Source organism: Rhodococcus sp. DMU1 (genome assembly GCF_012272955.1).
GTDB lineage: Bacteria > Actinomycetota > Actinomycetes > Mycobacteriales > Mycobacteriaceae > Rhodococcus > Rhodococcus aetherivorans.
Window position 1 is genome coordinate 501,331 of record NZ_CP050953.1, and the last position, 21,047, is coordinate 522,377.

Here is a 21,047-nt window from a genome sequence, read left to right on the forward strand (position 1 = left end):
AGCGATCACGCAGATGACAACAAGGCCCACGGTTGAGTCAGCGATTCACGAGACCCTCTTCATTGGAGGGCGCTGGGTCAAGCCGGATTCCGACCTCACCATTGAAGTCGTTTCGCCCTTTACCGAGGAGGTCGTCGCCAAGGTCCCCAGCGGGTCCCGAGCCGACATTGATCGTGCCGTCCTCGCGGCGAGGACAGCATTCGACCAGGGAGACTGGGCCCACGCTCCCTTGGGCGAACGAGTTGATGTCCTTCGGCGCCTCAGCGACCTTTACGCCAAGAATCGAGACGCTCTCGCGCAACTGGGGACCATGCAGATGGGGACCCCGATCTCGCTGACCGAGTCCCTCCAGTCGGCCTTGCCCAGGATGATTCTGGACAGCTTCACACGACTCGCCCAGCAGTACCCATGGACCGAGCATCGACGCTCCACCAACGGACAGGCGTTGGTTCGGCGCGCACCGGTGGGCGTCGTCGGAGCGATAGTCCCGTGGAACGCACCTCAGATGGTGATGATGTTCAAGTTGGTACCTGCGCTGCTGGCTGGCTGCACGGTCGTACTCAAACCTGCGCCGGAGACTCCGCTCGACGCGTACTTCTTGGCTGAGATGCTCCAGGAGGCAGGCCTGCCCGACGGTGTTGTCAACGTCGTGCCCGCAGACCGGGAAGCCAGCGAGAGCCTGGTAACCCATGCCGGCGTGGACAAGATCACCTTCACCGGGTCGACGGCCGCTGGTCAGCGCATCGGTGCCCTATGTGGTCAGGATCTGCGCCGTGTCAGTCTCGAGCTCGGTGGCAAGTCGGCTGCAATTATCCTGGACGATGCAGATCTCGACACGGTGATGGATGCGGTCAAGCGCGGGTCGTTCACGAACGCAGGGCAGGCTTGCAATGCGAAGACTCGGATCCTTGTCTCCCGAGACCGGCAAGAGGAATTCGCCAACCGCTTCGGCGCCGCGGCCGACGCGATCGTGCTGGGAGATCCTATGGACCGGGCCACGGAGATGGGCCCCCTCGTTACCAGCCGCCAGCGAGAGCGGGTCGAGGGCTACATCGCTCAAGGACATCAGGAGGGAGCGCGCCTGGTCGCTGGGGGTCGACGCCCTGACACGCAGCAGCGAGGCTGGTTTGTGGAACCGACCGTGTTTGCCGATGTCGACCCCGACGCGCGAATCGCCCAGGATGAGATCTTCGGACCTGTGGTGGCCATCATTCCCTACGACGACGAACGGCAAGCCGTCGAGATTGCCAACAACTCCGCGTTTGGGCTCAGCGGATCCATCTTCACCTCAGACCCCGAGCGGGCCCTCAAGATTGCCACGCGGATTCGCACAGGGACCGTCGAGATCAACGGCTGTCCGCCCGGGAACGACGCCCCGATGGGCGGCTTCAAGCGGAGCGGCATCGGCCGGGAACTCGGCGTCGAGGGGATCGACAGCTACGTCGAGTACCAGTCCATCGGGCTGCCTGAATCGCTTGCCCTCTGAATTAAGAGCCTGTCTGAGGTGATGGTGCGCACCGCGATGCGAGATGTGCTTCGGTCGACGATCGCGCAGCGTTCACGGCGATGGTGTTCGTACGCCCGCGGCCAGCACCTGCTTCACGCGGCTCTTCGCACCAACGCCCTGGTACCGGCACTCCGCGTCCCCCGGGGACGCAACTGTCGCAGCTGGCGTTTGCCCACATCGGCGACCAACGGTCGGTCCCTATGTGCAGGTGATGTACCAAGACGCCGACCGAGGTGAATGGTGGTGTTGTAGAGCAAAATTGAGTAGTGTATCGATGCCGACAGCGAATGTGGTTGCCGGGGAGGACGGCCATACCTGTCGACAGCTCGTCCCACAATCATCCACCGCAGGTAATACGTTGGGCCAGCGGTGTGCATGCAGAGTGGGCGAGGCGGCGTGCCCTCCATGTGTGGACACGGGCAGATCCTGACACCCCCCCTGATTGGGGCTGCCTGAGCCCTGTTTCGATGGCCAAGGATCATCGAAGCAGGGCTTTCCGCCCTCTTGCAGGACGTCGCCCTACCCGGTGTGTTTCTTCCAGCAGGTCAGTGCGCCGGCGGGTTGCAGGAAGCCGCGAAGGGGGGGCGAAAGCCCACGACGCCGTGATGCTGCCACCGCTGGTCGCCGCGATATCGTCGGTGCGCTTCCACCACGGCCGGACCCCACCCACGGTCACGTCAGTAGAGCCCAGAAAATGGCTACGATTCCACTGCCCACCGCCGGTGGCTGCGCGAGCGTGGCAACGCAGGTGGCAGCGGTTCGACGGTCTCCCACTACGTATCCGGCACCAACCGGGAGAACTAGGCATCGACCACGGCATGCATCATGCCGCAAGGGGATCTGGTTCATAAGAGAGCATCTGAAAACTCCGTTCGGCTCAGGCGGTACTGGCGAGTCGGCGCGACATGGTGGCGATCATGGCGATGTAGACCATCGCCTCGTGGTGGTCGGGCCGAGCCTCGTAGTCCCGGACGCAGCGACGGTGTTTACAGATCCACGCGAAGGTCCGCTCGACCACCCACCTGCGGGGCAGAACCTTGAATCCTCTGCTGTCGTCCGTGCGCTTGACGACCTCGACCGCAAGTGCAAGAACGTGTTTCGCCCAGCCGATGAGCCGTCCGGCGTAGCCTCCGTCGGCCCACACGAGCTCGACGGTGGAGAACCGGGCCCGCACCGCCGCCAGCAGTCGCACCGCACCGTCGCGGTCCTGGATCCCGGCCATGGTCACCACCACCGCGAGCAACAGTCCGTTGGTGTCGACCGCGATGTGACGTTTGCGGCCGTTGGTCTTCTTGCCGGCGTCGTATCCACGACTCGACCGGCCCACGGTGTCGGCGCCCTGCACCGATTGGGAGTCGATGATCGCCGCCGACGGCAGCGGGTGGCGTCCGCCGCGGACACGGGTGCGGTCCCGCAGGGCGTCGTGGATACGCTGCCACGCCCCCGCCCGGACCCAGCGGGCGAAGATCGCCCACACGGTGCTCGCCGGTGGGAACTCCGCCGGTAGCTGCCGCCATGCGATGCCGCCCCGTACGACGTAGAAGATTGCATCGAGGACCACTCGCCGGCAGTGCTTTTCGGGGCGGCCACCTCGACCTTCGGTGTTTCCGAAAGGTGGGAGCAGGGGCTCGAGCAATGCCCATTGCGCGTCGGTCACCGACGATGACGGGTACACCGCGCACCGGTGTCCACCGAGCTGATCGGGGGTAGGGCATGACGGGCACAGCGCGATAGGTGAAGATGGCAAGTGATCTCCTGGTAGGGCAGGGACGTAAGCACTCACTGACCTACCAGGAGCTCGCCGTATCTCAGCTGTCACACGCCGACGCTCACCGAGTTCTCAGATGCTCTCTAAGAGACAAGTTTTGAATTTATGGACGGTCCTTGACGGACCGTAGCCAGGACCACTATGTTCGACACTAGATAGTCGATGACTAAACAAGTGGGTAATCGTCTAGTTTCATCCGTTAATCATTTCGGCTTGCAGTCCGAATCGAACCCCGGCTGGAGGATCGTGCAACCATGACAGGGGCTTGTATCTCTGCGCCGCTCACGGCGCTCATCATCACGTTCGATGTCGTCCCTGTGTCGGCGACTACGTTGGGGGTTGTCGCCCAATGAGCGTCCTCGACCCAGTCCTTGCTGAGTTTCGGGGCGACGTTCGCGCATGGTTTGCTGACAACGCACCGTCGCCCAAAGAAGACCCCCGCGCTCCTGGTATCGATTCCGCTGAGCACCTGGATCGGCAGCGTTCTTGGCTGACGATCCTCAACAGGCGGGGTTTCGGGGCTCCGCACGTGCCCGTGGAGTGGGGCGGTGGCGGGCTCGACATGGCTCATCAGATCGTGCTCTTCGAAGAGTGGGCACGGGCTGATGCACCCACACTGGATGCCTTTCTGATCTCGCTTCGCCACCTGCCGGAGACGTTACTGGAGGCGGGTACCGTTGAGCAGCGCGAGCGGTTTATTCGGCAGGCAATTTCGGGAACTGTCTGGTGCCAGGGATTTTCGGAGCCAGGGGCCGGCAGTGACCTGTCGTCTCTACGCACGAAGGCGGTGCCTGACGGCGACGGCTGGGTGGTCACGGGGCAGAAGATCTGGTCGAGCAACGCCGTTTTCGCGGACCACTGTCTCCTTCTTGCCCGGACCGACCCGGATTCGGTACGGGGCGAAGGGATCGGCTACTTCATCATGGACATGAAAGCTCCCGGCGTTGACGTGCGTCCGATTGGGCAGATCACGGGACATAGCGAGTTTTGCGAGATCTTCATCGACGAAGTGCGCATCCCTGGGGATTGTGTTATTGGCGACCCCAGCGACGGTTGGCGCATCGCCCAGACTACTCTCCAGGCCGAACGCGGCCCCTTCGGCGTAGAGCTCATTGAGCGAGTCGTGTTCAACCTTGAACAGGCACTGTCCTCGACCTGTTCGCACGAGGAGGCGCGGTCGCGTGAGCTGACGCGGATGCTGGCTCGAGCCTACGCGGTGCGTGCCCTGGCGCTCGAGACCTACAGCTCCATGATGGACGACGAGACCTCCGGGGGTGCTGCGTCCACGCTGAAGGTCGCCTACACGGAGTTGCTTCAGGACGCGACCAGTTTGTTGATGCTGCAACGGGGGACTACGGCACTGATCGACCCGTCTGTCGAGCACTTTCAGGGTTGGGTCAGCGGCCACTCGAGCATTGACTGGCTCGGTTCCTGGGGTCTCACGATCTCGGGTGGCTCTAACGAAATTCAGCGCACGATCATCGCTCAGCGTGTCCTGGGCCTGCCGCGGGGGGTGCGTCGATGAGCGGACCGGAGGTGTACATGCCTGCTGGGTGGACCCCGGACCACGTCGAGCTCGCCGCGGTCGCACGAAAGTATCTGGCCAGCGCAGATGCAGGCCGCAGACAGACCGCGGCCCTTGGCTGGTACGGCATAGGCATGGACGAAGACTTGGGCGGAGCAGGCGGTTCCTTCGCGGATTTGGCACCCGTGCTTGAGGCTTGCGGCGAAGTCCGCGCCGACTCCGATCTTGGCTGGACCGCCGGCGTTGCACTCGCGGTTCTGACTGCAGCGGAAAGTTCCGACGCGGTGACCTGTGCTGTGGAGCGCATCGTCCGCGGAGACGCCGAGGTCGCGCTTGCGGTGGACGACCCCTTAGCTGCAGCCGACGAGAACGAGGTTCTCGCTACCGGATCGCCGGAGGCCGATTATCTGCTGCTGCCGATCCATTCCCCTGGTGGCGGGGTATCCGCGGCGTTCGTGTCGCGCGAGAAGGGGCTCCTGTCGTCGACGGCCATGGCAGCGTTTGACCCGACGCGGCCTCTCACTGTCCACATGGTTGACCGTTCGGCCGCGGTGCCCCTAACCGGGGTGGGTCTCGTCGATATCTGGCGGCGGCGACGAGCAGTGGTGATCGCGCTGGACGCTATCGGCACGGCTCGAGGAGCCTTGCAGGCAACGGTCGATTATGCACGCACTCGTGAGCAGTTCGGCACTACGATTGGCTCGTTCCAAGCCTTCCAGCACCGCTGCGCAAGCGCGTATGTGTCGTTCAAGGCGGCGCAGGCGCTCGCCTACGAAGCGGCTCGCCGACCTGATGACGAATGTACCTGTTTCGCTGCTGCAATGGAGGCGACCCGGGTAGCAACACTGGTGTGCGGCGAAGCAGTTCAGTTGCACGGCGGGGTTGGCTTCACCTGGGAGTTCGGCATCGGGTCGGCGCTGCGGCGCGCGCGTGCGGACGAGTTGATGGTCCAGGGAAACCTGACCGAGCTGGCGCGGATCCACCGGGGCCGTTGACGCTGCGCTGGAAGCAAACAGAGCGCCTCGCCGAAGCCGGTCTTCTGCATTATCGCGACCACTTCCGGCACCACCCTCCGAAAGGAAACCATGACGTTACGGCACTACCTGACCGTAGAGCGCGACGGTGACGTCGCCGAAGTGACACTGCGTCGGCCCGAGGTGCGCAACGCCGTCAACCAGGAGTTGCACGACGCGCTGGTGGGGGCAGTTGAGACTTTTTCGCACGACACGTCGCTGCGAGCGGTTGTCCTTGCGGCGGAGGGGCACGTGTTCTCCGCCGGCGGCGACTTCGAATGGATGGCCCGCTGCCACGCTGATCTGCCTACGCGTGACGCGACAGTGCGGGAAGGACTCCGGCTCCTCGAGGCACTCACCCAGCTCGACGTGCCGGTGGTGGCGGCCATGCAGGGCGATGCCATCGGACTGGGCGCCAGCCTCGTTCTCTCGTGCGACGCCGTCGTCGCCAAGTCATCGGCCAAGCTCGCTGACCCTCATGTCGCGATCGGGTTGGTCGCCGGGGACGGCGGGTGCCTGCTCTGGCCACAGGCGGCAGGCATGCTGCGCGCCCGTCGCTATCTGCTCACCGGTGACCCGATCCCCGCGTCGCTCGCCCATGACTGGGGCCTGGTTACCGACCTGGTCGACAACGCCGAGGACGTATTACCTGCGGCCCGGGCACTCGCGGCCCGATTGGCCGCCCTGCCCCCCTTGGCCGTCCGTGGCACCAAGCGAGCGCTCAACCAGGTAATGGCAGCCCGGTTCGCGGAGGTGGCCGCCCTGGCGGGTGCGGAGGAGCTGACCACGCTCGGCTCGGACGACCTGTTAGAGGCGATTGATGCCTTCAAGGACAAGCGTGTACCGAAGTATCACGGCCGATGAGTGAGCCGTCACTTGGTCGGGATGATCCGACCTACGGGGATAGCAAGGCCGTTAGAACATTGGAGAAGCGATGAGCGAAACATCCCACACGGTCCGGCGAGTGGCCGTCATCACCGGAGCCGCACGTGGAATCGGGGCAGCGACGGCGAAACGGCTCGCCCAGGACGGGTTCACCGTCGCATTGCTCGACCTCGACGAGGCTGCGTGTGCCGAGACTGTCGGTCAGATCATCGACGATGGGGGACAGGCACTAGCGATCGGCACTGACGTGGCCGACAGAGCGCACGTCACCAGTGCGATAGAACGGGTCGCTACTGAACTGGGGCCGCCCGTCGTCTTGGTGAACAACGCTGGAGTGACGCGCGACAACCTCCTGGTGAAGATGGTTGACTCGGAGTGGGACCTGGTCATGAACGTTCACCTCAAGGGGGCGTATCTGATGACTCAGGCAGTACTTCCTCACATGCGAGAAGCAGGATGGGGTCGGATCGTGAACCTTTCGTCTGCTTCGGCACTGGGAAACCGCGGGCAGGCCAATTATTCGGCGGCCAAGGCTGGGCTGCAAGGTTTCACCAAGACCATGGCGATCGAGGCGGGTCCGTACGGGGTGACGGTCAATGCGATCGCTCCCGGGTTCATCGCGACCGACATGACTGCGGCGACCGCGGAGCGGTTGGGGGTGGCGTTCGACGATTTCAAGGCGACGGCAGCGGAGAAGATCCCGGTACGCCGCGTAGGTCGCCCGGAGGACATTGCCGGAACGGCATCGTTCCTGGTCGGTGACGACGCGAGTTTTGTATCCGGGCAGGTCTTGTACGTTGCGGGTGGGCCTCGGGCCTGAGGTGTCGCCAGCGAGAGATGCAAGCGGCCGCGGAAATCCGACACCGTCCTGAGGCCCGGCTACATCGGGTCGGCCTCTTTCGGTGGGTAGGAGACGCCTGGACGCTAAGCCTCAAGGGTTGCGTCCATCAGGATGGATGCTCCTATTGCTTTCAAGCCGCGCTGAGCGCGGCCGGCATCACGGTCGTCGAGGTCGAATGCCCGCGACGCCGGAACCGCCGCGGCAAGTCCGGTCCAGCCGACGCCGGCGTCGTCGCACTCAAAGTTCTACGCATGCCAGAACACCCGGTGGAGGCTATCCGTGTGCTGCGGGTGCTGCGGGTGCCGCGGAAGGGCGCAATCAAGGCGCGGACCGCGGCATTCGACCAGTTTCACGAGGTGATCGTCAGTGCACCCGCGAAGTTGCGCGCTGACTGGACGGGGGCTACGCGGGCAGCAGTTGGTTGATCGCTGTGCGGCGTTCCGCATCGACGACGACCGGGTCGGTGATCCGACCATCTCCACCAAAGCAGCATTGCGCGCCGTCGCACGCTGGATCACCGCGCTGCACGATGGAACCCGCACAGCAGATCGGCACCTCGCTCCGTTGTCCGCGGCGGTCGCGCCCCGAACAACGGCTGTGTTCGGTGTCGGTGCCGAAATGGCGGAGCAGATGCTAATAGACCGTCGCCGCTAAGTCTTGGGATATAGGTGGCGGAGTTTGATGCGGGCGTCGTCGGTGGTGAAGTGCCACTGGACCTGGCGTTGATCGGCATTGGTCTGCCGTTGCCAGGCAGTGAGTTCGGCGCCCAGCATCTCGAGGTCCTCGATGCGCCGGTCCAGGCACTGGCGGGTCAGCACCGAGAGCTCGATCTCGGCGATGTTGAGCCACGAGCCGTGTTTGGGGGTGTGGTGGATCTCGAGCCGCTGCGCGAACGCCTCGGCCGGCTCGAAGGCCTCGTAGAGCGATCCGATGCCGTGAGTATTGAGATTGTCCATCACCAGCACCACCGTCTCTGCGTCCGGGTAGTCCACGCACAATAGCTCTTTGACCTGCCGGGCCCAGTCGACCTTGGTGCGCCGGGGCTGGGCATCGACACGCCGCCAGCCGGCCAGAGGCTCGACCCAGCAGAAGATCGAGCAGGTCCCCTGCCGCACGTACTCCGAATCCTCTCGCCGGTCGCGGCCCGGGGCTGCCGGGATCGGGTCACGCACGTGAGCGAGGAGTTGGTAGGGCTTCTCGTCCATGCACACCACCGGGCGAGAGGGATCGTGGGGGCGGGCGTAGACCGACAGGACATCCTCCATCCGAGCCGTGAACTCCGCGTTCGCCTTGGGTGGGATGGTCCAGCACTTCTTCAGGTGAGGACGAAGTGTCGTTTTTTTAAGATCCGGCCGATGGTCGAGTGGTCCAGGTCGGGGATGTCCTCGACAAGGGCGACGTGCTTCTCCAGCAGTCGCAGTGACCACCGGGCATGTCCTGCCGGGGGCTGTGAGCAGGCCAACGCAATCAACCTGGCCTCGATCTCGCCGGTGATCTGCGACGGCACCGGCGGGAGGTCACGCTGTTTGCGCCCGATCGTGGCCTCCACGTCCTGACCGGTCTCGGCGAACCGCTTGGCCACCAGTCGCACCGTCTCACCCGAGACTCCCAACCGTGCTGCGATCGCCTTCTTCTCATCGACCGCCCCGGCCGAGGTGTCCAGCGCCAGCAACATCCGGGCCCGTCGGATCATCGAGGCCGGATGCACCCCGGTGGTGGTCAATCGTTCCAAGAATTCACGATCAGCCGAGCTCAACGTCACCGGACGCTTCTTCTGCGAAGGCATGACAACAGTCCTGACCGGCAGAGGGGAAGGGGAAGCCTGCCGCCCCAACCGTAACGAAACAGGACAGAATTAAGCAGCGACACGCTACTAGCTAGGATGATCCTTCCTGGATGTCTGGCATCTGCTGCGCATCCAGGGGTACCACGCCGAAGATCGGCCCTCGCGGTACTTCGCACGGTTTCCAGTCTCGGTAAGGTCCGCTGGGTGGTCGAACGCACACTTGCCCGGTTACACCAGTTCAGGCGCCTGCGCGTTCGCTCCGAGGTACGCGCCGACCTGCACCAAGGGCTGCTCGAACTCACCTGCAGCATCATCTGTTTGAGGCGATTCCGAAAGGCATCCTGAAACGATCAGTCAGGCGTGCTGTCTTGGGTGCGGACGGTCTGATCGCGGACCGTGTCACCCAGAGCGACGCGAAGGTGTGCCAGTTGTTCCAGAAGGAGGCCGCGGTCGATGTCAAAGACGCTGTCGGGCAAACCGAAGTTGTAGGCAGCCATGGCTGCGCTCGCGCGCGCCAGCAAAGCACGTCCGTCCTCGGTGATGAATACGAGCGAGACCCGGCGATCCATGGGGTAGGGACGTCGTTCCACCAGGTCGAGACGCGAGAGCGCATCGACGACAAGGGTGACCGTGGTGGGGTGAATTTTTAGGTAGTCTGCCAACTCTTTGTGTCGAAGCCCGTTCTTCCAAATTGACAGGGTAACGAGTGCGAAGTAGCAGGTGAGATTAGTTCCAAAAGGCTTGAGTGCTTCCTCCATGCGCATCTGGACCATGGATTGCAATCGGTACAGCGACGTCATCAACTCGAACATCTCGCTGTTGGGGAAGCCAACCTCCCGTAGCTGGGTCATCGCTACCTCGAGCGGGTCCTGGAGATCAAGCTGCCCCACAGGGGCCTCCTGTCCCTGCTTCGTCCCATTGCTCTTTCGAGTGGCCATGCCGCGCTCCTCTGGTAGTACATGTGTGGATCACGCGGCCAGCTTCGCCGGCTGCTACGTCAAAACGACAGAGAAACATCCCTGATACTCCACATCCTAAATTATCCCCAGAGAGATAATCTAGATGCTAATAGTATAGCGGGCGGCGCCACAGCCCCAACCTGAGCGTGTTGTTGTGGCACACCTCCATGATCGAGGCCACTGTCGAGGCACTTAGGTGCGCAAGGAAACACGCCTGTCATCCCTGTAGGATGGACGCCGACCGCCGCCCAACGCCCAGGCTGCCGCCCTGCTTGGTAATGCGCCCACGGTGTCGGACTTGCCGTGCTTCGGGGTCAATCCGGCTCAAGAGCACGGGCGCGCGGGACCGGCGAAGCGGTGCACGGCGACGAACACCGCAGCCAGGACGGCCCCACTCCAGGCAGGGCCTGGATCGCCGTACATCCGCGATGATTGCTCAGTTCTGCGGTAATTCGGGCAGCGAACCGGACCTCGTGTTCGTCGAGGACGTCGATCAGCTCAAGCAGAGAGGGAAGAATACCCACTGTGCGTACATCTCACCGAGTGGTGCCTTCATTCAGCTTCTCGCGGCCCGCGACCCCGAACAGCTCCGAGACCAGGATCGACACCCCGGTCTAGACGAGCACGGCGTGCACCTGGGCCTTCAGCCCCGACTCGGAGCGCCACCAGCTTGGCGCGGTACCGCATCGGCTTCTGCAACTCGCGGGTAGTCGGGAGCGCGTTCCACGCCTCGGGCAGTCGGTGCATTCGCAGCAGATCCGCCAGATCCGCGGCATCACGTACATCGCTCTTCCCTCGACGGTATCGGAATCCCTCAATCCTTACGGGTGTGCCAGATGCACTGATGTGCCGGCAGCCTGTAGGGCATCGACTGCCCAGTGCCAACCGTAGATGGCGTCGAGCACCGCCTACGGGCGCTCTCCTGCCTTCTCCAGCTGCAACGCCAGTGTGGCCGGATCGCCTCAGGATCCGCACCGCGCCGAGCTGCTCGCCGGCGGCGGTATGTTGGACGATCACCGACTGCTGCCGGTGCAGGTCGATCCCGATGAACTGTTTTCCGTCATAACTCACTCATCGGCGCCTCCCTTGTCGCGTAGGTGAGCGCCCCCCCGTATCCCCCGGGAACACTCGAGGAGCGGAGGCCCCGCTCCTTCATCGCACCGAGCTGCGGTCCGCAGGACTGCGAGGGGCGTGCTGGCGGGCGGTCTGCTGCGTGGACGCTTCGTTCCGGCATCCGCGCATGGCCCACACATCGGCGCCGGTCGGTAGGCAAATTAGTTTTGCACTGGACTATCGGATTCACTGTGCATTCGATAGAGTGCGCGACATGGGCATCATGGATTATGATCTCGCAAGCCGTTTCGCCAGCACTTCGGGTCAGGTGCGCCTGAGTGGGACTGACGCCCTCGTGCGACTGTGCTTGGATCGGGCCGAATTGGACGCCCGGGAAGGTCTCAACACGGCGGGGTTCGTCTCGGGGTATCAGGGGTCTCCGCTGGCCGGGCTGGATCTTGCCTTCACCAAGGTGTCCGAGACCCTGGAGCAGAAGCATGTGACGTTCCGTGCCGGAGTCAACGAGGATCTCGCGGCGACCGCGATTCTTGGTACGCAGCAGGTTCCGTTACTGGAGGGTGCTCGAGTCGACGGCGTGTTCGGGATGTGGTTCGGCAAGGGCCCTGGCGTCGACCGGTCCGCTGATGCACTCAAGCACGGAAACTTCGCGGGTGCCTCATCCAAGGGTGGAGTCCTGGTCGTCGCCGGTGATGACCCCGGCGCGGTATCATCCTCGCTCGCCCATCAGAGCGACCATGCGTTGATTCATTGCGGTATCCCGGTCCTGTATCCCTCTGATGTACAGGACATCCTGAAACTGGGCCAGCTAGGTTGGGAGATGTCACGGTTCTCGGGAGCGTGGGTCGGCATGCGCTGTGTCACCGATGTTGTCGAAACCACCGCGTCGGTGGATGCCGGATTGCTAAACATCAAGCCGAACCTGCCAGTGGACGAGTTCGGCGAGCGCCACATCGCCCTGGACCGACCGGGCCGTGAACTTGAACGGCTCGCGATAGACGTCCGGATCCCAGCGGTCCATGCCTTCGCGCGTGCGAACCGCATCGACCGGATCTCGAGGGACTCGACGAACCGACGCATCGGCATCATTACGGCCGGCAAAGCGTACACAGATCTTCTGCAGGCCCTGGCCGATCTGGGGATCGATGAGGCGCGTGGTGAAGAGATCGGATTGTCGATCTACAAGGTCGCGATGGTGTGGCCTTTGGAGCCCGAAGGTCTGCGTGAGTTCGTCGACGGCCTCGATGAAGTACTTGTAGTGGAGGAGAAGCGGCCGGTACTGGAGGAGCAGGTGGCCTCGATTCTGTACAGCGGCGGCATGCGTCCGAGATTGCAGGGGAAGCGGGACACGAACGGGCGTGCTCTCGTTCCTCAGACTGGGCAGCTGAGCCCCACGCTCGTGGCGTCGGTCCTGCGCAGGTGGATGTCGGAGGTGTCGCCCGGGGTGGAGCTGGAGGCGGAGCGTCGGCTTCTTCAGCTCACGGTGGCGAGCCAGTTGGAGCGCACGCCGGCCTTCTGTTCGGGATGCCCTCACAACACCTCCACGAACGTGCCCGAGGGGAGCATCGCCTTCGGAGGGACTGGCTGTCATGCGATGGCGGTTGGGGATCCCAAACGACGGACGACGTCGTGGACACACATGGGCGGAGAGGGCGCGACCTGGATCGGTATCGAGCCATACACCGAGACGGGCCACGTCTTCCAAAACATGGGCGACGGTACGTATTTCCACTCGGGCCTGCTCGCCATCCGTGCAGCAGTGGCCGCCGGAGCAACGATGACGTACAAGATCCTGGCCAATGGCGTTACTGCGATGACTGGCGGACAGGTGATCGAGGGCGAGAGCGTGAACTCGACGGTGATCGTCCCTGACATCGTGACCCAACTTCTAGCGGAGCATGTCGATCCGGTCGTGGTGGTCAGTGATGATCCGTCGCGCTACAAGCGAGGTGACCTGCCGCGCGGGGTCGTCGTACGCCATCGGCGGGACTTGGACTCGGTGCAAGAGAAGTTGCGGAACACCCCCGGCGTCTCCGCGATGGTCTATGACCAGACCTGTGCCGCCGAGGCGCGGCGACTTCGTAAGCGAGACAAGTTTCCGGACCCTGATCAGCGGGTGCTCATCAATGAGTTGGTCTGCGAAGGCTGCGGTGACTGCAGTACCCAGTCCAACTGCATTGCTGTAGAACCGCTCGAGACTGAGTTCGGCCGGAAACGCAAGATCAACCAGGATGCCTGCAATAAGGACTTCTCCTGTTTGAACGGATACTGCCCGAGCTTTGCGGTCATCAAGGGCGGCACCCTGCGCAAGCCGACGGGGCTGCGTCAAGACGCCCTAGGCACGATGCTGGAAGGGCTGCCCGCGCCGAAGATGGCGGAGTGCGACCATGGACACAGCACACTGGTCGCCGGCATTGGTGGCACTGGTGTCGTCACTGTCGGCGCCATTATCAGCATGGCGGCTCACCTGGACGGTAAGGCGGCGACGGTCCTCGATGTCACCGGTCTGGCGCAGAAAAACGGTCCGGTGACCAGCCATGTGCGAGTTGCGCCCAATGCCGAGGTGCTGCGGACCAAGCGGATCGGTCCGGAGATGGCCGACCTGATCTTGGCCATCGACCTTGTGGTCGGTTCTAGCCAGACCTCTCGTGAGGTGATCCGTTCCGGTAGCACGAAGGTTATCGTTAACGACGTCATCACGCCGACTGCAGAGTTTGCGCATTCGCCTGATCTGGAGCTCTCCCCCGACGGCATGCTTGACCTGCTGGAGGAGACCGCGGGCGCTGAGCACTGCGTTAGCTTCTCGGCCACCGATGTCGCGGCTCGACTGCTGGGCAGCGAGGTCGCGGTCAACATGTTCATGGTCGGCTACGCCCTCCAAAGTGGTGCACTTCCAGTTGGGCTGGATGCGATCAATCGAGCCATCGAACTCAACGGCGTTGCCGTAAAGATGAATCTCGACGCCCTTTCGTGGGGACGGGTATATGCAGCCCGTCAGGCCGAGGTCCACGGGCTTCTCGCGGAGGACGGCGCTGCCCCGAGAAGCTCGGAGCCGGCTTCACTTGACGAACTCGTCGCACGGCGCAAGGAGTTCCTGACCGATTACCAGAGCCGGTCGCTGGCCGAACAGTACGGAGCGTTCGTGGCGGAGGCGCGACGTCGTGAGGTTTCGGTGATGGGGAGCGAGGGTCCCCTCTCACGCGCTATCGCGCAGTACCTGTTTAAGCTCATGGCGTACAAGGACGAGTACGAGGTGGCACGCCTGTATTCCCACCCGTCGTTCCGGCGTCAGCTCGAGAAGACCTTTGAGGGTGATTACAAGGTCTCCCTCCACCTCGCGCCTCAGTTCCTGCCCGCCGACAAGAACACCGGACGGGTCCGCAAGGTCACCTTCGGCCCGTGGATCTTCCCACTGTTCGCGCTGCTCGCCGGTTGGCGACGTTTTCGCGGCACACCATTGGATGTGTTCGGCTACCTGCCGCACCGGCGCCGCGAGCGCGCACTGATCGGGAGCTACCGAGAGACGATGAGCCGCGCACTCGCCCAGCTGCGGCCGGAGGTCTATGACACCGTCGTCGAGCTGGCGAGCATTCCTGAGAAGATCCGTGGCTATGGCCTCATCAAAGATGAGGCGATCGAGGCTGCGACACGCACTGAACGCGACCTGCTGAGCCAGCTTGACGCTGCCGCAGTGCTCTCTCGGAGGGTGTCATGACGGCCAGCTCGGGGGCTCAGCCACCCCGCATCGAGCCCCAGGATGACGAGGCCTTGCTGGCGACCCTGCCCGCACGCGCCGTTAACGGCGCGTCAGGGCGAAATCTGTTCGCCACGATGATGAGGAGTCCCGACCTCTACAGTGCGTGGCGTCAATTCGCGCGCCACCTCAACTCGAGTGAGCAGATCAGCGTGCGACACCGAGAGTTGTTGGTCCTGCGCACTGCCTGGGTCACTCAGTGCGAATATGAGTGGGGGAGTCATGTGGAGGTGGCGCGCGCGGCAGGCCTGTCCGCCCACGAGATTGAGGCGGTCAGGACTGGTGCCGACCACCCGCTCTGGAATGAGCTGGAATCCGCGCTCCTCAGGGTCCCGGATGAGTGCCGCGAGCGCGCTCAGATCACCGATGAGACGTGGCAAGTACTCGACCGTGCTCTGACGCAAGAACAGCTCCTCGAGGTGCTGATTGTCGTCGGGCACTACCTCATGCTCGCGATCCTCATCAACACAGTTCGCATTCCTTTGGAGCCGGGCGTCCCGGGGTTCGACATCGACAATGGACGGACGCAGATCCCTTGACCGGAGCAGTCTCATCGAGGCCAGTCCCCCGGAACCGTCCACCGCATAAACAAGCTCCACTCAGAAAGGTTAAGAAGATGGCATACGTTCAGCACATTGGAATGTTCGTGAAGGATATGGACGAGACGATCGGTTTCTACGAGCGGGTCTTCGGTATGCGCGTAGTCGCCGACATGGACCCGGGTCCTGAGTGGAACATGAAGGTCATCAACATGGCCGATGACCGAGGACACGCCATCACGATGATCTCCCCTGGGGACAGTGATGCCTACCGCGAATGGAAGTACAAGACCTGGGGGGTCAACCACATCGGGTTCATCGTCGACTCGATGGAGGAGACCCTCGCGCTCCTGGAGAAGGAGGAGAGCGTCACCGAGATCCAACGCCTCGACTTCGACGGCAACCCGGTAGCCAAGTTCCGCGACCTGAACGGAACCGAAATCGACGTCGCCGACATCCGATACAAGATCTGGGACATGACCTCGGCGTGAACATCTCGATGTATCGCATTGATGCCGACTATGCCGTCATGGGCGGGGCCATCCTCGGAGGGAACGATGTACGACAAACTCTTTGAGCCGATCCGGTTAGGAGGCGTGACCGTCCCGAATCGGATCGCAAGGGCGGCGCACGGTGCCGGTCTCCCATGGGCCGAGGACGACGACGACCTGGTGGCCTTCCATGCAGCCCGTGCCAAGGGCGGTGTAGGTCTGCAGTTCCTGGCGTGGGGCGGAATCCACCCCACGTCGTCGGCTCAGTTCCCGTTCTACGACCCCAGCATTCGGAAGGGGGCCGAGCGCATCGCCGCCGGCGTGCACGAGCATGGCGCGAAGATCTTCGTGCAGCTCGTCCACCGAGGCAACCAGCTGCCGAACCCTCACGGTCAGCTCTGGTCCGCCAGCGCTGTGGTGAATCCGCACACCGGCCTAGTGCCACGTCCCCTGACTCGCGGCATGATCGATGAATTCATCTCAGGCTATGCCTCAGCCGCCGCACACTGTCGCGACGCCGGCCTGGACGGAGTCGAGATCCAGGCGGGACATGGTTACCTTGTCGCACAGTTCCTCTCGGCTGCCACCAATGAGCGTGAAGACGAATATGGTGGTTCCTTCGAGAACCGCCTTCGATTCCTGCGTGAGATCATCGGCGCCGTGCGTTCGGAGGTCGGACGGGACTATCCGGTCGGCATCCGCATTTCGGCCGACGAAAAGTTCGAAGGCGGAATGGGTACTGCTGAGGCATCGGACATCGTGTCCGCTGTCGAGGAAGATCTGGACTTCGTCGATGTCTCGGTGGGCTCGTATTACGCGTACCACAAGCTGTCGGGCACGATGGACGAGCCGCTGGGATACGAACTGCCCGACAGTACTGTCGTGACCCAGCGCGCAAGAATCCCTACGATTGTCACTGGCCGCATCATGACCCTTGCGGATGCCGAGCAGATTGTCACCTCGGGTCAGGCGGACATGGTCTCGATGGTCCGAGCGCTTCTGGCCGATCCGGATCTGGTCAACAAGTCGCGAGCCGGCCGCGAGGCCGAAGTCAGGCCGTGTGTCGGAGCCAGCCAGGGATGCATGGGTATGACCCAGGCCAAGGGCCGCTTGCAGTGCGCTGTCAACGTGGCGGTCGGGAGGGAATCGGTCGTCCCATTCGAACCGGATCCTGCAGCGACGCCACGCAGCATCTTCGTCGTGGGAGGGGGACCGGCGGGCATGGAAGCCGCCCGGACGGCGGCGATGATGGGCCACTCGGTCGAGCTTCACGAGCTCACGGACCGCCTGGGAGGTCAGATCAAGATCGCCGGGAGCGCGCCCCATCGAAGCGACATGACAGTCATCACCCAATGGCTGGCCGACGAGCTCGTACGTCTCGGGGTAAAGGTGCGACTCAGGTCGCCGGTCGATCCGGATCTCGTCGTCGCTGCCGAACCTGACTGCGTGATCGTGGCGACAGGGTCGACACCCCGAACGGACGGTTTCCAAGCGAATTTCCCTCGTCGTCGTATTCCGGGGAGCAACTCGAAGCACGTGTACAGCAGCTGGGATGTCTTCGGGTTCGGGGGACGTGCCGACGTCGGAAGTCACGCCGTCGTCTATGACGACGGGGGACGCTACGAGGCATTGTCCGTCGCCGAAGCACTGCTGGAGCAAGGGGCCGCGGTCACCTTCCTGTCTGCCCATGGCTCCCTAGGTGCGCGTGAGGAGATGCCGGCTGCGACGGTCGCGCCGATCCGGGAGAGGCTGATGGCGGCGAACTTCACCTTCGTGCCTCATATGGGAATTGACGAGATCACCCCGGTCGAGGTGCGAGCGACGCCGCTCGGGACCTCGAGGACGATGACTTTCGCGGCCGATACCGTAGTGCTGACGGGTTATCGGACACCCGAGCGCGAGCTCGCAGACTACCTGACCGATGAGTGCAACCTGAATGTTCATGTAGTCGGTGACGCCAACGGTGGCCAGACCCTTCAAGAGGCCATCCATCAGGCCGCCACGCTGGTCCGGACCTTGTAGGCAGTCCGGTGCACGTCGCGCTCGCCGAACCGCGAAGCGCGACGGATCCTCCGGCTGCATCGACGACGAGTCGGCGGGACTACCGAGGTTCGCCATGGGGAGGGCAGGCCTGTCATCGACACGGCCGACAGAACCATGGTCTACTAAATTAATTTGTACTCAACTATTGACATATCGATTAGTCACGATCAGTATCGAGCTAATTGGCCGTACATTTAGGAGTTCAGGTGCAGCGTTCTCTTGTGACCTCTGACCACGAGATATTTCGTGCCTCGTTCGACCGTTTTCTCGACGCGTGCGTCGTCCCCCGGTGGGATGAGTTCGAGCGGGACGGGGTGGTGGATCGTTCGGTGTGGAAGGAGGCCGGCGCTGCGGGATTCCTCGCGTTGGAGGTCCCGGTCGAGTTCGGCGGCGGTGGGTCCGATGATTTCCGTTTCAACGCGGTGATTGGCGAGCAGACGAATGCGCGGGTTCTGCGTGGGTTCGGGATCACGCTGCACAACGACATTGTGGTGCCGTACCTGCTGCGCTTGGGAACGCCTGAGCAGCAGCGACGTTGGCTGCCTGGCATGGTGAGCGGCGAGATCGTGGCTGCCATTGCCATGACTGAGCCGGGGGCAGGATCCGATCTCACCGGCATCTCCACCCGCGCCCGGCGCACTGGCAGCGGGTACGTGGTCAACGGCCAGAAGACGTTCATCACCAACGGCCAGACCGCAGACATCGTCATCACTGCCGTTCGTACCGGTGACGATCCGTATCGGGGACTGTCGTTGTTGGTTCTCGAACGTGGCATGCCGGGCTTTACACGGGGCCGCAACTTCGACAAGATCGGGATGCACGCCCAGGACACCAGTGAGTTGTTCTTTGATAACGTCGAGGTGCCGGCCGAGAACCTGCTCGGTGAAGAGAATCTCGCCTTCACCCACCTGGTCGACAACCTTCCCCGGGAACGTCTCTCCATCGCTGTGGGAGCAGTTGCGGCCGCGGAACAGGCACTCGCATCCACTATCGAGTACGTCCGGCAACGCACGGCCTTCGGTAAGCGTCTCGCGGACCTTCAGAACACCCGCTTCGTGCTGGCCGAGCTCGCTACCCAGACCCGAATGGTCAGGCTCTTCGTCGATGACTGCGTGAAGCGGCACAACGATGGGGAGTTGGGCGTGGACGAGGCCGCGATGGTCAAGTTGGCTTGCACCGAGAACCAAGTCCGAGTCGTCGACAGGTGCCTCCAGCTTCACGGGGGCTACGGCTACATGTCCGAGACGATGATCGGCCGGATGTGGCGTGACAGCCGACCTCAGACGATTTATGGCGGTGCCAGTGAGGTCATGAAGCACATCATCGGCAAGTCGCTCGTCGGGTGAGCCGTCACCATCCACACGTATCTGTTTCTTCCAGAAAGGTTCACTGATGCGCACCGCCAGGTCTCTGCTCTCCAACGCCCGTCCGGCCTCGGTTCAGGGGGCAGACCTCTGATGGGCAAGTACTACGAGGACTTCGAGATCGGCCAGGACTTCTCGGCGCCTGGACGCACGATCGACCACTACGACGTGGCGGCCTTCGCCGGCCTGTCGGGCGACTTCAACCCGGTGCACACCAACCGTGAGTTCGCTGCCAGCACATCGTTCGGACAGCCCATTGCGCACGGCGTCCTCGGACTCTCGGTCGCGACCGGACTGCTGGCGCGTACCGGCATGTTTGACGGAACAGCTATCGCGTTCCTTGGTATCGACGGCTGGCGGTTCAGCAAGCCCATCTTCTTCGGAGACACGATCCACGTCGAGTTCACCATCACCGCCATGCGGGAGACCAAGGATCCCGGAGCCGGGATCCTCACTCGGGCGGTACGGATTGTCAACCAGCGCGGCGAGACTGTCCAGTCGGGCGACATGACACTCATGTTGCGACGCCGCCCGGCGGCCTGACACCCAGCACGACAACAAACCACACACCTTATAGAGGAACAGCAGACATGGTGACACTAGACGGCAAGACCTGCCTGATCACAGGGGCGGGCAACGGCCTCGGGTTCGAGTACGCGAAGAGCATGGCGTCCCTGGGTGGCCATGTCGTGGTCAACGACCTGGGCGGCGCGTTTGACGGTACCGGCGCCGATCAATCCGCGGCAATGCAGGCAGTCAAGGCTCTCGAGGCAGAAGGTGGCTCGGCGTCGGCCAACACCGCCGACGTGGCTGATGAGGAGCAGGCACGGGCGATGATCGACGAAGCGTTCGACCGCACCGGCCACCTTGACGTCCTCGTGTGCAATGCGGGCATTCTCCGAGACCGGATGGTGTTCAACATGTCCATCGAAGACTGGGACAGCGTCCAGCGTGTACACCTGCGTGGGCATTTCCTTCCGCTCCATTACGCCGCCAAGCGATGGCGGGAGAACGCCAAGACGACCGGCGAGAAGCGGCCGGCCAGCGTGGTGCTCACCTCGTCGCGTTCGGGGCTGTACTCCAGTGCCGGGCAGATCAACTACGCGGCCGCCAAGGCAGGTATCGCATCGATGGCGACCGTGGCCGCCCGAGAACTCGCGCAATACGGCGTCCGCGTCAACGCGATCGCGCCGATGGCCAAAACCCGGATGACCGAAGGGACTTTCGGCGAAATCACCTCGACCCGGTGGGGGCCCGCCAACGTCGCACCGATGATCAGCTACCTCGCCAGTGATGAGTCGGCCGGTGTCAGCGGTCAGGTCTTCATCGTCGGTGGTGGACGAGTCGAGTGGATGCGGACCTGGACCCCGCAGGGCGTGCTGGAGGCTGAGGACGGGCAGCCGCTGACCATGAATGACGTCATCGCCGGTCGCGCCCAACTCTTCGGTGATGCCCCCACCACGCCCGCCGACTTCCCCACTGCGACGTGGGACTGATCTCT

Annotated in this window: 16 protein-coding genes and 1 pseudogene; 13 read left to right on the plus strand and 4 right to left on the minus strand. The window is 63.3% G+C overall.

Annotation, left to right across the window (positions count from 1 at the left end):
- Nucleotides 1-13: 13 nt before the first annotated feature.
- Nucleotides 14-1,486 carry an aldehyde dehydrogenase gene (locus HFP48_RS30270; RefSeq protein WP_168580991.1) on the plus strand — a complete coding sequence of 491 codons (1,473 nt, stop codon included), beginning with the start codon at nt 14-16 and terminating at the stop codon, nt 1,484-1,486.
- Nucleotides 1,487-2,384: 898 nt separating this feature from the next.
- Here the strand turns inward: HFP48_RS30270 and HFP48_RS30275 are convergent.
- Complete coding sequence (locus HFP48_RS30275) at nt 2,385-3,182, minus strand: IS5 family transposase (protein ID WP_168580992.1); 798 nt, start codon at nt 3,180-3,182, stop codon at nt 2,385-2,387.
- 442 nt (nt 3,183-3,624) lie between these two features.
- Here HFP48_RS30275 and HFP48_RS30280 point away from each other — a divergent pair, with 442 nt between their 5' ends.
- The 4 genes from HFP48_RS30280 to fabG all read left to right on the plus strand — a co-directional run bounded on the left by HFP48_RS30280 (nt 3,625) and on the right by fabG (nt 7,518).
- Nucleotides 3,625-4,800 carry an acyl-CoA dehydrogenase family protein gene (locus HFP48_RS30280; RefSeq protein WP_168580993.1) on the plus strand — a complete coding sequence of 392 codons (1,176 nt, stop codon included), beginning with the start codon at nt 3,625-3,627 and terminating at the stop codon, nt 4,798-4,800.
- Nucleotides 4,797-5,795: an acyl-CoA dehydrogenase family protein gene (locus tag HFP48_RS30285; RefSeq protein ID WP_168580994.1), complete on the plus strand. Its 999-nt coding sequence runs from the start codon at nt 4,797-4,799 to the stop codon at nt 5,793-5,795. Before HFP48_RS30280 ends, HFP48_RS30285 begins: the two co-directional genes overlap by 4 nt.
- A gap of 90 nt (nt 5,796-5,885) precedes the next feature.
- A complete protein-coding gene (locus HFP48_RS30290; protein WP_168580995.1) occupies nt 5,886-6,677 on the plus strand; it encodes an enoyl-CoA hydratase/isomerase family protein in 792 nt (263 codons plus the stop codon).
- 70 nt (nt 6,678-6,747) lie between these two features.
- A complete protein-coding gene (fabG, locus tag HFP48_RS30295; protein ID WP_168580996.1) occupies nt 6,748-7,518 on the plus strand; it encodes a 3-oxoacyl-ACP reductase FabG in 771 nt (256 codons plus the stop codon).
- Between the two features lie 671 nt (nt 7,519-8,189).
- Here the strand turns inward: fabG and HFP48_RS30300 are convergent.
- Together HFP48_RS30300 and HFP48_RS31925 are read right to left on the minus strand one after the other, a co-directional pair.
- The gene (locus tag HFP48_RS30300; protein ID WP_246872651.1) at nt 8,190-8,966 is read right to left on the minus strand and encodes an IS630 family transposase; all 777 of its coding nucleotides are present in this window, start codon (nt 8,964-8,966) and stop codon (nt 8,190-8,192) included.
- Complete coding sequence (locus HFP48_RS31925; protein WP_246872653.1) at nt 8,855-9,325, minus strand: helix-turn-helix domain-containing protein; 471 nt, start codon at nt 9,323-9,325, stop codon at nt 8,855-8,857. The genes HFP48_RS30300 and HFP48_RS31925 overlap by 112 nt, the downstream gene beginning before the upstream one ends.
- 161 nt (nt 9,326-9,486) lie before the next feature.
- Here HFP48_RS31925 and HFP48_RS31360 point away from each other — a divergent pair.
- A pseudogene (locus tag HFP48_RS31360) lies at nt 9,487-9,670 on the plus strand (transposase); the annotation flags it as partial.
- Between the two features lie 5 nt (nt 9,671-9,675).
- Here HFP48_RS31360 and HFP48_RS30305 read toward each other — a convergent pair.
- Nucleotides 9,676-10,263: a MarR family transcriptional regulator gene (locus HFP48_RS30305; protein WP_168580997.1), complete on the minus strand. Its 588-nt coding sequence runs from the start codon at nt 10,261-10,263 to the stop codon at nt 9,676-9,678.
- A gap of 1,348 nt (nt 10,264-11,611) precedes the next feature.
- Here HFP48_RS30305 and HFP48_RS30310 point away from each other — a divergent pair.
- The 7 genes from HFP48_RS30310 to HFP48_RS30340 all read left to right on the plus strand — a co-directional run bounded on the left by HFP48_RS30310 (nt 11,612) and on the right by HFP48_RS30340 (nt 21,042).
- Complete coding sequence (locus HFP48_RS30310; RefSeq protein WP_168580998.1) at nt 11,612-15,070, plus strand: indolepyruvate ferredoxin oxidoreductase family protein; 3,459 nt, start codon at nt 11,612-11,614, stop codon at nt 15,068-15,070.
- The gene (locus HFP48_RS30315; RefSeq protein ID WP_168580999.1) at nt 15,067-15,648 is read left to right on the plus strand and encodes a carboxymuconolactone decarboxylase family protein; all 582 of its coding nucleotides are present in this window, start codon (nt 15,067-15,069) and stop codon (nt 15,646-15,648) included. The genes HFP48_RS30310 and HFP48_RS30315 overlap by 4 nt, the downstream gene beginning before the upstream one ends.
- Nucleotides 15,649-15,725: 77 nt before the next feature.
- Nucleotides 15,726-16,139 (plus strand): VOC family protein, encoded by a 414-nt coding sequence (locus HFP48_RS30320; RefSeq protein ID WP_168581000.1) that lies wholly within the window; start codon nt 15,726-15,728, stop codon nt 16,137-16,139.
- Between the two features lie 66 nt (nt 16,140-16,205).
- Nucleotides 16,206-18,161 (plus strand): FAD-dependent oxidoreductase, encoded by a 1,956-nt coding sequence (locus HFP48_RS30325; RefSeq protein ID WP_168581001.1) that lies wholly within the window; start codon nt 16,206-16,208, stop codon nt 18,159-18,161.
- A gap of 227 nt (nt 18,162-18,388) precedes the next feature.
- The gene (locus HFP48_RS30330) at nt 18,389-19,528 is read left to right on the plus strand and encodes an acyl-CoA dehydrogenase family protein (protein WP_168581002.1); all 1,140 of its coding nucleotides are present in this window, start codon (nt 18,389-18,391) and stop codon (nt 19,526-19,528) included.
- A gap of 111 nt (nt 19,529-19,639) precedes the next feature.
- Complete coding sequence (locus HFP48_RS30335; RefSeq protein WP_168581003.1) at nt 19,640-20,089, plus strand: MaoC/PaaZ C-terminal domain-containing protein; 450 nt, start codon at nt 19,640-19,642, stop codon at nt 20,087-20,089.
- A 47-nt stretch (nt 20,090-20,136) separates the two neighbouring features.
- Nucleotides 20,137-21,042: an SDR family NAD(P)-dependent oxidoreductase gene (locus HFP48_RS30340; protein WP_168581004.1), complete on the plus strand. Its 906-nt coding sequence runs from the start codon at nt 20,137-20,139 to the stop codon at nt 21,040-21,042.
- Nucleotides 21,043-21,047 lie beyond the last annotated feature (5 nt).